General features: G+C 46.6%; 12 protein-coding genes. 3 read left to right on the top strand and 9 right to left on the bottom strand.

Annotated elements, in window-relative coordinates; all coding sequences use genetic code 11:
* Window positions 1-144 precede the first annotated feature (144 nt).
* The 3 genes from J3492_RS09785 to J3492_RS09775 all read right to left on the bottom strand — a co-directional run bounded on the left by J3492_RS09785 (window position 145) and on the right by J3492_RS09775 (window position 3,940).
* Window positions 145-1,179 (bottom strand): histone deacetylase family protein, encoded by a 1,035-nt coding sequence (locus J3492_RS09785; RefSeq protein WP_341534116.1) that lies wholly within the window; start codon window positions 1,177-1,179, stop codon window positions 145-147.
* Window positions 1,180-1,314: 135 nt separating this feature from the next.
* On the bottom strand, window positions 1,315-2,076 hold the full coding sequence (locus J3492_RS09780) for an SDR family oxidoreductase (RefSeq protein WP_207991864.1): 762 nt from the start codon (window positions 2,074-2,076) through the stop codon (window positions 1,315-1,317).
* Between the two features lie 58 nt (window positions 2,077-2,134).
* Window positions 2,135-3,940, bottom strand: coding sequence for an acyl-CoA dehydrogenase (locus J3492_RS09775; protein WP_207991863.1), 1,806 nt, complete (start codon window positions 3,938-3,940; stop codon window positions 2,135-2,137).
* 161 nt (window positions 3,941-4,101) lie between these two features.
* Between J3492_RS09775 and J3492_RS09770 the strand changes: the two genes are divergently transcribed.
* Window positions 4,102-5,148, top strand: coding sequence for a GlxA family transcriptional regulator (locus J3492_RS09770; protein ID WP_207991862.1), 1,047 nt, complete (start codon window positions 4,102-4,104; stop codon window positions 5,146-5,148).
* A 45-nt stretch (window positions 5,149-5,193) separates the two neighbouring features.
* Here J3492_RS09770 and J3492_RS09765 read toward each other — a convergent pair whose 3' ends face one another.
* The 4 genes from J3492_RS09765 to speB form a co-directional block, all read right to left on the bottom strand.
* On the bottom strand, window positions 5,194-6,600 hold the full coding sequence (locus J3492_RS09765) for a YjiH family protein (RefSeq protein ID WP_207991861.1): 1,407 nt from the start codon (window positions 6,598-6,600) through the stop codon (window positions 5,194-5,196).
* Complete coding sequence (gene dld, locus J3492_RS09760) at window positions 6,581-8,386, bottom strand: D-lactate dehydrogenase (protein ID WP_207991860.1); 1,806 nt, start codon at window positions 8,384-8,386, stop codon at window positions 6,581-6,583. The genes J3492_RS09765 and dld overlap by 20 nt, the downstream gene beginning before the upstream one ends.
* 45 nt (window positions 8,387-8,431) lie before the next feature.
* Entirely contained in the window at window positions 8,432-10,147 is a 1,716-nt protein-coding gene (locus J3492_RS09755; RefSeq protein ID WP_207991859.1) for a 5-guanidino-2-oxopentanoate decarboxylase, read from the bottom strand.
* A gap of 145 nt (window positions 10,148-10,292) precedes the next feature.
* Window positions 10,293-11,261, bottom strand: a complete 969-nt coding sequence (gene speB / locus J3492_RS09750; RefSeq protein WP_207991858.1) for an agmatinase — start codon at window positions 11,259-11,261, stop codon at window positions 10,293-10,295.
* A 186-nt stretch (window positions 11,262-11,447) separates the two neighbouring features.
* On the opposite strand from speB, the gene J3492_RS09745 reads away from it, so the two are divergent.
* A complete protein-coding gene (locus J3492_RS09745) occupies window positions 11,448-12,353 on the top strand; it encodes a LysR family transcriptional regulator (protein ID WP_207991857.1) in 906 nt (301 codons plus the stop codon).
* A gap of 93 nt (window positions 12,354-12,446) precedes the next feature.
* Here the strand turns inward: J3492_RS09745 and J3492_RS09740 are convergent, their stop codons facing one another.
* Entirely contained in the window at window positions 12,447-12,785 is a 339-nt protein-coding gene (locus J3492_RS09740) for a Rid family hydrolase (RefSeq protein WP_207991870.1), read from the bottom strand.
* A 49-nt stretch (window positions 12,786-12,834) separates the two neighbouring features.
* On the bottom strand, window positions 12,835-14,097 hold the full coding sequence (locus tag J3492_RS09735; protein ID WP_207991856.1) for an NAD(P)/FAD-dependent oxidoreductase: 1,263 nt from the start codon (window positions 14,095-14,097) through the stop codon (window positions 12,835-12,837).
* Window positions 14,098-14,352: 255 nt separating this feature from the next.
* Here J3492_RS09735 and J3492_RS09730 point away from each other — a divergent pair, with 255 nt between their 5' ends.
* Window positions 14,353-14,697 (top strand): DMT family transporter, encoded by a 345-nt coding sequence (locus J3492_RS09730; protein ID WP_207991855.1) that lies wholly within the window; start codon window positions 14,353-14,355, stop codon window positions 14,695-14,697.
* The last annotated feature ends 17 nt before the right edge of the window (window positions 14,698-14,714 follow it).

Here is a 14,714-nt window from a genome sequence, read left to right as displayed (position 1 = left end):
AGCGTTTTCATGGATTAATTATGATCTCAATGCGTTTGGTTATCAAGGCATGTTTAATCTTAGGTGACAACGGTTGACGCCTGATATCCACGCCCATAGAAGGACGTGGTTTTACGGCGCTGGATGATAAAATCTAGACACGCCCTAGCTTACGTCTGTCAGTCCTGATAAAAACGCTTGTAAATTATCATTGAGTTTTTGCAGGTAATAGCCCCCTTCTACGAGTACAATCAAAGGCTTACCAAGTGCTATCATTTTTTGTGCCAGTACTTTAAAGCCCTCAGTGCTGACTTCACACTTGGCCTCTGGATCATCTTTATACACATCAAACCCTAGCACATGAATGATGACATCAGGATCAAATACGCTCATCGCTTCGATGGACTTATCGACATGCTCAAAAAACCCTGCCTCATCAGTACCATGTGGCATTGGGAAGTTAAGGTTATAGCCATAGCCCTCCCCTTCGCCTTTTTCAAACTCATGGCCAGTAACACCCGGATAAAAGTTAACCGTATCGCCATGTACCGAGGTATACAGGACATCACTGCGATCGTAGAATATCTCTTGAATACCCTGACCATGATGCATGTCGGTATCTATAATGGCGATTTTTGCGTATTTTTGTCGTAAGTGCTCTGCGATAATAGCGGCGTTATTAAGGTAACAAAACCCACCAGCGGCACTCCTACGTGCATGATGACCAGGCGGCCGTGAAAAACACAGCTGCACATCACTGTCACCACTCTCATCACTGAGCAAGGCTTCCGCAGCATTCAGCGCTGTCTGTGCTGACCAGTAGATAGAGGTCCACGAGTGTTCACTGATTGGGGCACTATCATCAGCTTGATATTTGGCTGCCTTGGCCATGATGCCTATGCCAGGGTTGTCATAGGGCATAAATATACCTGTCTGCACCTGAGCGCCTAAATCATCATCCAATGCCATCCACTCATCGTAGCCATGCTTTAAAAACTGCACATAACCAAAGTCATGTACTGCCAATATCGGACTCATGCCTACTTCTTTGGCAGTGGTCACATCAAGCCCCAACGCTGCGGGCGCTTTTAGCAGCTCGGTCATACGTTCTGGTATCTCTAACGGCTCCTCCATCCGGCCGTAAGAAAAATATGGCAGGGGCCTATGCAGGCTCAGATTGTCATGACTATATATCTTCACGCTTACTCTCCGTTGTGTGGGGTGAATTCCATTTATTATGTAACAATCATTGAATATATGTCAGTGCCTAGACAGTGTCAATTGATATAAAACAAGCATTAAATAGACATTATTTTTCAAACCCTTTGTTTGTGACTAAGCCAACATCCCCCCATCGACCACAACCGTAGCACCAGTGGTATAGCTTGATGCGTCGGACACTAGGTACAGTACCGTGCCAGCCATCTCATCTGGATGCGCCACACGCCCAAGCGGTATCGCATGCAATGCCATATTCAGGACTTTATCATTGCTGGTCAACGCTGAGGCAAACTTGGTATCAGTCAAGCCTGGCAACAGGGCGTTGACACGAATATTTAATGAGCCACATTCTTTCGCAAAGGCTTTGGTCATGCTGATGACCGCCGCTTTGGTAATCGAATAGATGCCTTGCTTATCACCTGCGACTAGACCATTTACTGATGCGGTGTTTAATATCACCCCGCCACCCTGCTCACGCATCATTTTCCCCGCTGCCGTTGACATAAAGAAATAGCCGCGAATATTGACATCGACTGTCTTTTGATAGGCTGCTAGATCTGTATCTAAGATATGACCATAATATGGGTTTGCAGCGGCATTATTCACTAAGATATCGATCTGACCAAACTCATTTTTGATGTATTCAAAAACTCCCTCAATCTGATCCATCTCGCCTACATGGCATGCGAAGGCACTGGCTGTGCCGCCATCTTCCTGAATGCTGTCAGCCACAGCTTGGCAGGCTTCGATTTTGCGGCTAGAAACAATCACATGGGCGCCTTTTGCTGCTAATAGGCGAGCGATAGACTCACCAATGCCACGGCTGGCGCCTGTTACTAAAGCAATCTTACCGGTCAAATCAAATAAATCTTTCATGTCATATCCTTATTATTTATTAGGGTTTATTAAAACAAACTTAGGTGTTTGCGGTTAACTAAAACCACGCAGCCTGCATATCTGTACACACAGCGTTATCGTTATTTAGCAGTTCAATATCACGATTAATCAACGGCAGCTCCCAATCGATAAAGTACTTGGCCGCTTGTATTTTGCCATGATAAAAGTTTTGTTTTTCAGTATCTGATTCTACCGCTAATAGTTGCTCTGCTTTGCTCGCTTGGCGAATCCAAATCCAGCTGACCACGATAGTCGCAAAAACATTCATCAACGCCTGCGCATTGCCGGTTAACGTGATGGCTTTTTGGGTTTGCAGTGTTTTGCTTAAATGCAGCAACACTTCATGTAAATGCCCTGTATAAGGCATCAATTTACCTGCTAGTTTGGCCGTTTCTGCGGTGGTAATGGCTTCTAAATCCCAAGTGATCTCCCGCTTTAATATTTGAATACCCAGCCCGCCCTTTTGCCATAACTTACGAAATGTCAAATCCAACGCTTGAATACCATTGGTGCCTTCATGAATGGGATTAAGACGATTGTCACGCCAAAACTGCTCGGCTTGATACTCACGCGTATAACCTGCACCGCCCAACACTTGAATGCCTAAGTCATTGGCTTTCGGCCCGTACTCTGATGGCCATGCTTTAAGTACAGGGGTTAATAGGTCTAATAGTTCGGTGAGCTCATTTTTTAGAGTGTCGTCTGTACAGGTGTTGATACGGTCAATCAGATTTGAGCCGTATAAGCACAGTGAAATACCGCCTTCGCTATAGGCCTTTTGCGCCAGTAGCATGCGCTTGACGTCACCATGATTGATGATCGCTGTCGCCGCATCTTCAGGTTTATTATTCGGAGCCACTCGTCCTTGGGTTCTGTCTTTAGCATAATCGAGTGAGTACTGATAACCTCGATAGCCGATCATCGCTGCGCCAAAGCCAACCGCAATACGTGCCTCATTCATCATCTTAAACATATAACGCAGACCAAAATGCTCATCCCCAATCAGGTAGCCATGACACTCGCCGACATCGCCAAAGCTCAACGCTGTAGAGGTTGCGCCCCTATACCCCAGCTTATGAATAAGCCCTGTCAGATGCACATCATTGCGCTCGCCGACCGACAAATCCTCATTGAGACGATACTTGGGCACGGCAAACAACGAGATGCCTTTGACCCCAGCAGGGCCGCCTGGGACTTTGGCCAATACCAAATGCACAATATTGTCAGACAACTCATGATCGCCCGCTGAGATATAAATCTTACTGCCCTTGATGCGGTAGCTGCCATCGTCTTGCTTGATGGCGGTGGTCTTAATATCAGCCAGCGACGAACCAGCGTGTGGTTCGGTAAGTGCCATGGTACCGGTAAACTCACCCGTCAGCATGCGTGGCATAAAGGCGTCTTTAATCTCATCACTAGCAAAGTGCGAGATAACATTGATCGCTGCCGTGGTCAGAAATGGATAAGCGGTGGTCGAAGGATTGGCCGCCATAAAATAGCCAGCCACCGCCGTCATGACGGTTTCGGGCAGTTGCATGCCGCCATCATCAAAGCGATAACGACCAGCGATAAAGCCTGACTCACGAAACGCATCAAAAGCGACTTTGACGTCGTCTATCATACTGACTTTTTTGCCATCAAACTGTGGCTCATTTTTATCGGCCACATGATTGTGCGGCAAAAACAAATCGGTGGCAATCTTATTGGCGGTACTAAGCACCGCATCAAAGGTGTCCCGGCTATGCTCTGCAAATTTCGGATGTTTGGTTAGGTCTTCAGTACCTAAGACATCGTATAGCTGAAACGGTAACTCAAAGTCATGGATAAGCGTATCGGCTGCCATAGTATTTTTACTCGCTCATAATATGTGGTGATGTCTTGATAGTAATCTAATTTAATGCCTTACCGTATTGTCATTTATGACATAATTATGGTCAAATAAGACACATCTCTGTCTAACCTGTACTTATTTAAAATCAACACACGTCAAAAAGGCGAGACGCTATGCCCTATTCCAAACCATATAAAGTCATCATCGTAGGTTTTGATGGGGTGCTCGGTAGTGCGCTGACAGGGGCATTAGATTTGTTTTCATTTACTGGCGTCAGCTGGCAGCGCTTTTTGGATGAGACGGTAGAGCCAAGGTTTGATGTGCAGATTGCCAGCCTTGGCGGCGTCGATATCAGATGCAGCAATCGCTTGATCATGCAAGCGCATTGCGATATTCGGCAGGTGACGGACTGTGATTTATTGTTAATCCCAACGATTGGCGATTCAATCGATAAAGTGCTGAGTCAAAACGCTGAGTTGATTGAGCATATCAAGCGACTGGCAAGTACCAAAGCCGATATCGCCAGCAACTGTAGCGGGGCGTTCTTTTTGGCGCAGGCAGGTCTGCTCGATGGCAAGGTCGCCACTACCCATTGGGGCTATGCCAAAAAATTTAAGGCAGACTTTCCATTGGTAAACTTGCAAGAAAACCAGTTTGTCACGCAAGCCAAAAGCACATTTAGCAGCCCGCCTGATCAGCACTCAACAGCACAAGTGAGTAGTATTTTTTGTGCAGCAGGCGGCAGTAGCTTTTATGATTTGGCCTTGTTATTGATAGAGCGTTATTGTGGGCGTGAGATTTCGACTCAAGTGGCCAAAACCCAGATAATCGATAGCAAACGTGGCAAACAAAACAGCTATACCAATGTGACTTTGCAAAAATCGCATGCTGACCAACTGGTCAAACAGGTACAAGCGTTTATTGAACAAAACTTTGCCCAGCCTATGCAGGTCAGTCATTTGGCCACTATGGTTAATGTCACGCCCAGGACATTGAACAGACGCTTTCAGTCTGCTATCGCTATGCGCCCGATAGAGTATATTCAAGCCGTCAGGATTGAACAGGCCAAACGGCTTTTAGAATCAGGAGAGATAACGATAAAATCACTCGCCTGCCAAGTCGGCTATGATGACATCTCATCATTTACCCGTCTGTTTAAACGCGCCACCGAGCTGACCCCAAAAGAATATCAAAATAAATTCTCTAGATTGGCCATTTAGGCGTTTGAGGCCGCCTTAACCAGCTGCATTGTTTTTAACTCACTGCTAATACAATAAATGCGCCGCTGAAGTAATCACCACCAAGCTGATAAGAGTACGAAAGATAAAAATCATAAACAGCTCGAGCACATTTAGCTTGATATTTGATTTCAAGATCAGAGCGCCCACCTCAGACATATAGATAATCTGAGTAATAGAAGCCGCACCAACGATAAACCGTGTCATCTCACTCTCGATACTTTTGCCGACCAACGCTGGTAAGTACATATCAGCAAAGCCCATGATCATCGCAGGCGCCGCCTCTGCTGCCTCCGGAATCTGCAATAGCTCAAGCAGTGGCACGAGCGGGGCAGACAGCCAGTTAAACATAGGCGTGTACTCTGCCAAACCAAGGCCAATCGTACCAATGGCAAAGATAACCGGGATAAGCCCAAAGTAAATATCAAACAGATTTTTTAGACTGTTTTTAAAAACATTCCCTAAAGGTGGCATCGAATGCGCCCGTGTCACAGCACGGTTGACTGCCCACTGATAAGTCGTGTACTGGTTAGGGATATCCTCATCTAGCATACACTCCCCAGAGTGATAAGTATCTGGCTTCAATGACAATGGCGGTATACGCGGCATGATGATGGCGGCAATAAAACCAGTTAAAGCAATCGTGAGATAAAAGAAAATAAAGTTGTTGTCCACTCCGATGGTTTTGGCAACCACATAAGTAAAGGCAATCGATGTTACCGAAAAAGTGGTGGCAATGATTGCCGCTTCACGCTGGCTGTAGTAGCTTTTGTTGTACTCTTGCATGGTCACCAGTAAGCCAATAGAGGCAGCACCAAACCAAGAGGACATAGCATCGACAGCTGAGCGGCCGGGCAATTTAAAGAGCGTGACAAAGATCTTACTGGCCATCGTCCCCAAAAACTCCATCAGACCAAAGTCCGTTAAAAACGGCAATGACAAAATAGCAAAGAAGAACAAAGGAATGAGAATCGGCACCAAGTCTTCAAAAATCACGCCGCCAGTATTGCGATTAATGATAAATTCAGGACCTACCTGTAAAAAAATCATCCAGATAAATACGGTACCCAAAAACCGAGCCGTCAACCACAACCAATCGACATCGAAAAGCTTTGCCAACATAGCATCTTCATGCAAACGGGGTTTGGTAAGCTTTACCGCCAAAGCGCCAACAAAAGAGGTGGTTACTATTGCCAATGCTACATAAATGACATAATCGCCCAACCAAGCTTGCAAGGTATCAGTTAACACACCCAATAAGATCGTCACCTTACCGTCCCATTGAAATGGCACAATAAACAGCGCCAGACCAATCGCTGAAAACAACAAAAACTTCCACATTGATGAGCGCCACTGCTCTCCTTGCGGGGTTTTGGGGTCGACAGCATTATTGCCTAAGACTGGCTGTTGCGACTTATTGATATAATTCGTCATTTGATTCCTCCATGATAGGCGACGATCGCCAGTTTTTCCATTTTGCTGTCTGACCGACTCCTGGGTTTAGCGAATTGGTCGGATCCAATGCTTTATAAAATGCGCTTAATGCAGGTTTGGCCGTGTAGATGTGACCGACATTATGCTCAGCAGGATACTCAATATGGCGCTGATCATAGAAGGCCAGCAGTTCATCCTTAAACGCTTGGGCATCAACATCAGGGTACAATAAATAATCTTGGTGCATGACGTAACAAAAGAAGTGACCCAGATAAAAGCTCTGCTTGACTTGGCGCTGCAACGACTCAGGCAACACCTCGTCCCAATCCACAGCGTTTCTTGGTAGTGCAATGTCTGTGGAGATCAGCTCACCAAACTCTGAGTGCTTGAGATGATAATAACGAAACATCGCCGCTGTCGCAGCGCTACGAAACACCAATAGCGCCTCTGCTTCGGTGGGGCGACATCGATATAGTTCGCCTTGATGCCGCTGCATAAACGACTGCAAAAAGTCTTGCGCAGCAGCTATATCGGCATCTGCCACCTTGATGATTAAATGATAACGATATGACATTGACTGCTTCGCTAGGCCAGGTGGCAGAGATGGCGGCATGAGTACAGACAGCAGCTGTAGCAGCCGATCTGGCAACGTCTGAGGCAGTCGCCATTTTTTTAGATAATAGCCGACTTTGGCTTGCAGCCGATACAGCGCTCCTATCTTGTTGGCAGGCAATTTGCGCATACTAAGGCAGGTATCACGCCCGTAGCGTAAGGTAATGTCGTTGTAATCCCTATGCATATACTCTGCCAAAACTGGCAGGTTTAAATCACTCTGCAACCACTGCTGCCGTAATGTCGTCAAGGTAACAGCGTCGTCACTAGAGACATAAAAAATCTGCTCTTTTTTAGGCTTTATAAACGTGGCGACCCTAACTGCAAATACGACAACCTTTCCTGCTGAGCCAGCAGCTTCATAAAGACCAGTGGGGTCATTATTATACCGAGCAGGTGTACTGGCCTCGCAGTCACGAACTTTAGATTGATAATGATGATTCGAGTTGCTTCTATCGGTCGGCTTATTGATGGCAGCGCTCAGCGCTTTATCAAACTGACCAGACTGTAAATTGCATAGTATCTCTTCTGGGTGCGTACCTAAATCAATACCCAGATGATTGATTAACTCAAACTCGCCTGTAGTATTGCGTTTGGCAAACAAAGCCATCTCAGTATAAGCTGGGCCACGCTGTACCAACATACCGCCTGAGCTGTTGCAGATACCGCCGATCACTGACGCACCGACACAGCTTGACCCCAGTACCGAGTGGGGCTCACGACCCAGCGGTGCAAGCTCAGACTCTAGCTGCTGCAACGTCGCTGCAGGCAGTGCTATTAGCTCTCTTGCATCGTCAAGCAGATAAATCCCGCTCAGCGCCTGCATGGATATCACGACTACAGGTCTATCGTATGTCCCAAACGGTGTAGAACCACCTGTCAGCCCAGTGTTGGCAGCTTGGGCAATGATGATGACATCCGCTGCCGCACAGACATTAAGGACATGCCAAAGACTGACCAGAGACTGGGGAATGACAACCGCCAGAACCGCAAGATCAATCTCCCTACCCTGCTGATCTGTGCTGGTGTTATCCAGCATTCCTTGCAGGTAAGCTTGTTGTTGGCTGGGCTTGGTCAGCACATGAGTGCGCCCAACCACAGCGATGAGATGAGCCAGTGGATCAGTCATGACTGCTGCTGGCTTAGAAAGCAAGCGATTATGATGTGACTCCATAGACATTCTTCCTTGAACGACTGACACTCAGAGCTGTCGCTACACTCAGCTAAAGTAGCTAAACGACAAGCCTATATCAGTGAGAAAGTCATCCGTTTCATCCACCTCGTAGACCATAGGCTGTTGACCAGCAAGATCTTGTTGCAGTGCGTGTAACAGCTGCTGCTTATCTTGGATTCTACGATAACCTGCACCAAACCCAGTCGCTAAAGGCTGAAAGCTCGGGGTCTTGATATTCACCCCAATCAGCGGTAGCCCTCGCTCCTCCATATAGCTTCGAATCTCACCATAGCCTTGGTTGTTCCATAACAGCACTATCAACGGCAGCTCAAGCTCTGCTGCACAAATCAGCTCAGGTAGAGTAAACTGAATACCGCCATCACCGATAAGGCTAATTACTGGCTTGTTTGCACCAATCATGGCACCAATTGCCGCCGGCAGACCATAGCCCAAGGTGCCAAACCCTGTGGCGGAGTTGAACCAGCGACGAGTGCCCAACGCCTCATAGCCGTGGTTGCCGCTGTAGACGGGTTGAGTGGAGTCACCAACGATAATGACGTCTTTTATTTCATCTCGAAACAGCTTAAGCAATGCATTTTGACCTTTAAAGCTGGCTGGCATAGCTGCAATCATTTTTTGTTTTACATCAGCCACTTGCTGCGCAGCTTGGTGATCTAATGTCTGACTGTCTAAGCGCTGGCACAGTCCACTAATCGCCATTTGGGCATCGGCCAGGACGGCGATATCAGCTCTAAATGGGCGCTGTAATTGTTGGGCATCACAATCGATACGAATGAGCGTACCATTAATGCGAAACCCACCATCAAACACAATATCGTAATCGGTTTCACCCAGCTCAGTACCGATGGCCAGCACCACATCTGCCTCGCCAATCAGCGCCCGACCCGCTGCCAGCGACTGGTTACTGCCCAAACTTAATGGATGACCCGGCGGCAACAAGCCTTTGGCATTAATGGTCAAAAACGTGGGTGCATCGAGTAGCTCGGCCAGTTTTTGTGCGTCGCCATTTACATCTACGCAGCCGCCGCCATAAAGTAGCACAGGGTTTTTTGCAGTCTTTAACTGCTCGACGATAAGATCAAGCTGTGCAGGATTGGGCAATGGTCTCATCATCTGTGAAGACATGATAGTATTGGCCTGCGCATACTGGTCTTGGTCACTAACTGGTGGTCTTGCCACATGACTGGCATCTGCTGTGATGACATCGATAGGTAGCTGAATATGGACCGGTCCAGGTCGTGCACTATTAAAGAGCGAAAAAGCTTCGGCGATGACTTTTGGTAGCGCTTCAGGCTGCCAGACCGTCTTGCTTGTCAGCGCCACCTTGCTGACCATGCCTTGCTGATCGTGCAACTCATGTAAATGCCCTTCGCCGCTACCGGTATCTTTCACTTTATTGACACTAGAGATCACCAGCATGGGTATAGAATCCGCTAGTGCTTGCGCCATTGCCGTCATGATATTAGTCATACCAGGGCCGGTGATGATAAAACACACCCCAACCTTACCAGAAGCACGGTAATAACCATCAGCCATAAACCCAGCGCCCTGCTCATGCCGCGGTGTCACATGGCATATGTTTGTGCTAGGTAAGCCACGGTAGAGCTCTACCGTATGGACACCTGGAATACCAAACACGGTCTCAACGCCATAATACTCTAACCAATGGACGAGTAGCTCACCGCAAGTCAGTGTGGGCGGCGCTGGCTGTGACGAGAAGTCTTGTGTCGAATGCATCATGAGTAAATCATCCTTAAAATCATACTGAATATGCCATTATTGGTCAGTCATCGACTGTGACAGCCTGATCACATCTTTTAAATGACTCTATAAAAACCTATGACTACCGACTGTTGTCGTTCACCTGTTATAGTGACAATAAAGGTCAGTAAACCGCTTTGACTTTATCGTCATAACGCACGCCTGGTAGGATACATAACATCTCAAACAGTAAGTTTGCCGCCAGTACCGATGTATTGCCAAAGGGATCATAAGGTGGCGACACCTCTACCAAGTCACAACCAACCACATCCAAGCCACGCATACCGCGTACAATCTCAATGCCCTGCGTAGAGGTCAAGCCACCAATCTCGGCAGTACCAGTACCAGGAGCAAACGCAGGATCGATACCATCGATATCAAAGCTTAGATACACTGGGCCGCCCCCTACTTTCTCTCTCACTTCTGCCATCAGCGGCGCCAGTGACTTGTACCAGCATTCCTCGGCTGGCACGACCCGAAAGCCTTGCTGAGTTGACCAATCAAACTCTTCAGCACTATATCCCGTGCCACGCAACCCAATCTGCACCACACGATTGCCGTCGAGCAAGTTTTCTTCCATAGCACGGCGAAATGGCGTGCCATGCGCAATTTTTTCGCCAAACATGTCATCATTGATATCTGCATGAGCATCAATATGTACCAGTCCGACAGGGCCATGTTTTTTGGCAAGTGCACGTAAAATCGGCAAAGCAATGGTATGGTCACCGCCCAAAGTCAAAGGAATCGCTTCATGACTGAGGATTTTTTCTGTATAAAAACGCTCGATAATATCGACACTTTTGAGCAGGTTAAATGTATTAATAGGCACGTCACCGATATCAGCAACTTGTAAGGACTCAAAAGGGGCGGCACGAGTGGCCACATTATAAGGGCGTATCATGCGTGACTCATCCCGAATCTGCCGAGGGCCTAATCTTGCGCCACTACGATTGGAGGCGCCAATGTCCATCGGCACTCCGACAAATGCGGCATCCAATCCTTGAGCATCAGCTTGAGTTGGCAGACGCATCATAGACGCAAAGCCACCAAACCTTGGCATATCGTTGCCACTTAATGGTTGATTGAATTTCATAATTCACATCCTTGTCTTGGTTGATCACGATAGATAGTTTGTCAGATGCTTTGACGATACCTAAATATCATGATGCAGACCATGGTAAAATTTAGAAGTAAACTTCTGATTTTTCGTAGTAATATTAATTTAAACGTTATTATTAGAAGTTTAATCAACCATCAAGCCGATAAGGACCCAGTGTCGATGTTAGATGAACTGATCAAAATAGACATCAAAACCCTACGCAGCTTTATGGCTATCGTAGAATGTCAGGGCGTGACAGCCGCTCAATCTCGCCTCAATGTCACACCCTCTGTCATTAGTGGGCATTTGACCCATCTAGAAGATCGCTTGGGTATGACGCTTTGCCAACGTGGTCGTGCGGGGTTTAAGCTCACTGAAGACGGTGCCGCCGTTTATGAGGCCTGCTTGAGCTTCACGGAAGCCGTGGCCAGCTTTCAGCATCAGCTACATTATATTCAGCAGTTAGATTCAGTACGTGGCGGCCATATCCGCTTGTGCCTTATCGATCAGATGCCGACATTTTTTTATGATGCCTTGCGTCAATGCTTAGCAGACAGCTATCGCAATAATCCGCTCATTCATTTTTCTATCGATGTACAGAGCCCTGAGAGCATGCTTGACAAGCTTTTGAGCAATGAGAGCGATATTGGCGTGGGGTATTTTGGCAGCTTTCCCCCTTTACTAACTTTTCAGTCAGCATTTATAGAAAAGCAAGTCGTGTGCTGTGGCCGTGAACATTCGTTGTTTTATGACTCAGAGCATTTGACCTTCAAGGACTTGGAACAAAACTATCCATGGATAAAGCGCGGCTATATCACCGATTTGAGTATCAATCACGTACGACCCAAAACCTTGAGTGCCACCACTTATCATATGGAGGCGACGGCGCAGCTGATATTGGCAGGTCACCACGTCGGTTACCTACCCAATGATTTAGCCATGCGCTATGCAGAAATGGGCCTCATGAAAATACTTCTACCCGATGAAGCAAGTTATGAAGTCAAGCATCACTGGGCATACCGAGAAAACCTGCATAAACAAACCGCAGGGTTTTTGCAACAAATGACAGGGCTGTTGAAGCAATAAGTGTCGCTATCAATTGTAGAGTGAATCAATTATAAAAAAAGGACACGATACACATATCATGTCCTTTTTTATGTCACTATCGCAGTAGCGTGGCTATTCAGCAGCGATGGCAGTCATTTCAACCAACAGCTCAGGGCGTGCCAATGCAGACTCACCACAAGCACGGGCAGGTGGCTGTATGCCTTCAAACCAGCTGTCCCACACTTCATTCATCGCAGCAAAGTCTGCCATGTCTTTGACCCAAACGGTCACTGAGAGCAGCTTTGATTTGTCACTGCCGACTTCCTCTAGCAGGGTTTGTATTTTTTCTAAGCACGTCAGTGTTTGTGCTTTGATATCATCTTCCGCATTGCCCACTTGACCACACAAGTAAATGGTCTGGTTATGAATGACGGTTTTGCTCATACGTTGATTGCTATGAAGCTTTTTGATCATGAGTTATCCTTACCTGCATTGAGCAGTTGTTATGTGAATGTGCCAGTTACTTTTTTGAAAAACGTGTCGCATTGAATGGCTCAACATTGACCGTCAAAGGTTTGTCATGAATCAGCTCTTCAACCAAGCGTCCCGTGATCGGACCCAAAGTAAAGCCTTGATGACTATGACCAAAGGCAAACCATAGCTTGTCATGCTTGTCTGCTGGACCAATCACTGGCTTCATATCTGGCATACAAGGACGTGACCCTGCCCAAGCTTCGCTCTCTACGGCATCTTCCAATGGCAAGATTTTTTTGGCAAGCTTCAATACGGTTTTGAGCTGACCAAAGTTTTTTGGCGCATTCATGGTGGTCATCTCAGCACCCGTGGTGATACGAATGCCTTGCTGCATTGGCCCCATGACAAACCCTTTGTCCATATCAAACATGCTGTGATGGATGGTGTTTTTGTCACTGACTTTAAAGTGCTGATGATACCCACGCATCGGGAACAGGGGTAAGTTATAGCCTAATGGCTGTATCAGCTCATTTGACCATGGCCCTGCCGCAATCACCAAATGGTCACTGTAGTAGGTTTCTTTATTTGTGATGACCTTCCAGCCAGCGCCCTCTTCACCGTTTTCTGGTTGTATCTCTTGGACGTTGCTTTCAACGATCGTTCCTTGTATCTCTTCAAAGTTTTTGGCATACGCTTTTACCAATGCGCTTGGGTTAGAGACTTGCCATGAGTTGAGCCAATGGATAGCACCAACAAAACCATCAAAATTGGCATTTGGCTCCAAGGCTTTTAGCTCTTCTAGATTTAATACTCTATGCTCAACGCCTTTTTCACGGTCGATAACGGCAGTCTCTACCGCCTTTTTTAGTGTCTCTTCGGAGCGATGCAGTTGCAACCAACCATCACGAGTGATCAACTCATCAGCGTTTGATGCTTCGATCATCTTTTGATGCTCGCTGGTACAATGCGCAATCAAGGTTTGCCACTCTGACTCTATTTTTTTGACTGAGGCTGGCGTAGAATACTTCCAGTATTGTAATAGCGCTTGGTGATAACGCAGCAGTGCTGGTATGCGATAACGAATATCAGTGCCTTGATTGGGCAGCACTCTGACCATCTCGGTAATCTGACGAGGGAATGGATGGGTGTGAACCGCTTCACGCTGGATAAGTCCAGCGTTACCATATGAGGTCTCAAGTCCTGGCAGCTTTCTGTCTAACAACAGTACTTTTGAGCCGTTGTTTTGCAGATGCCAAGCCGCTGCTGTGCCGACCATACCTGCACCAATCACAATTACGTCATAACGCATAGCCTATCCTTTTGAGGTAAGAATATAAAAGATTTAGGGGCTTATGTTAACGCATTTCGTCAAATATTGAACCACCATTTAAAAGAAAATTTTATTATCTATTGCTCTGGGTTATACCTCGTTTAATAGTCGCTTGTTTTATATCTATTTTTGCTTGAATTAGCATATCTGACGCTTGTATCTGGATCATTTGACCTTATCGTCTTAATCTATCTTATCGTCTTGTCTTTAGCCGACGCATTGGACTTTTATTTTATGAATCCCGTTTTTATTGGTTACAGCTATTTATTATTGGCCATTATCTTTGAAGTACTTGGCACCTCGTTTTTGGTCAAGTCAGAGCAGTTTACTCGGCTTGTGCCGACCTTAATGACCGCCATTCTTTATATCTGCTCGTTTTATTTTTTGACCCTAACGCTAAAAACCATTCCTTTGGGTATCGCTTATGCAATTTGGGGCGGTGTCGGCATCGTGTTAGTGGCACTGATTGGCGCAGTGGTATTTAAGCAAAGTATCGATATTGCTGCCATTATCGGTATTACGCTGATCATTAGTGGCGTGGTGGTGATCAATGTGTTTTCAAACACAGTGGGGCATTAGTTCCTTCATGCCAAAAA

Source organism: Psychrobacter coccoides (genome assembly GCF_017498085.1).
Taxonomy (GTDB): Bacteria; Pseudomonadota; Gammaproteobacteria; order Pseudomonadales; family Moraxellaceae; genus Psychrobacter; species Psychrobacter coccoides.
Note: the sequence above shows the minus strand (reverse complement) of the source record. Positions and strands in the feature narration are given on the sequence as shown.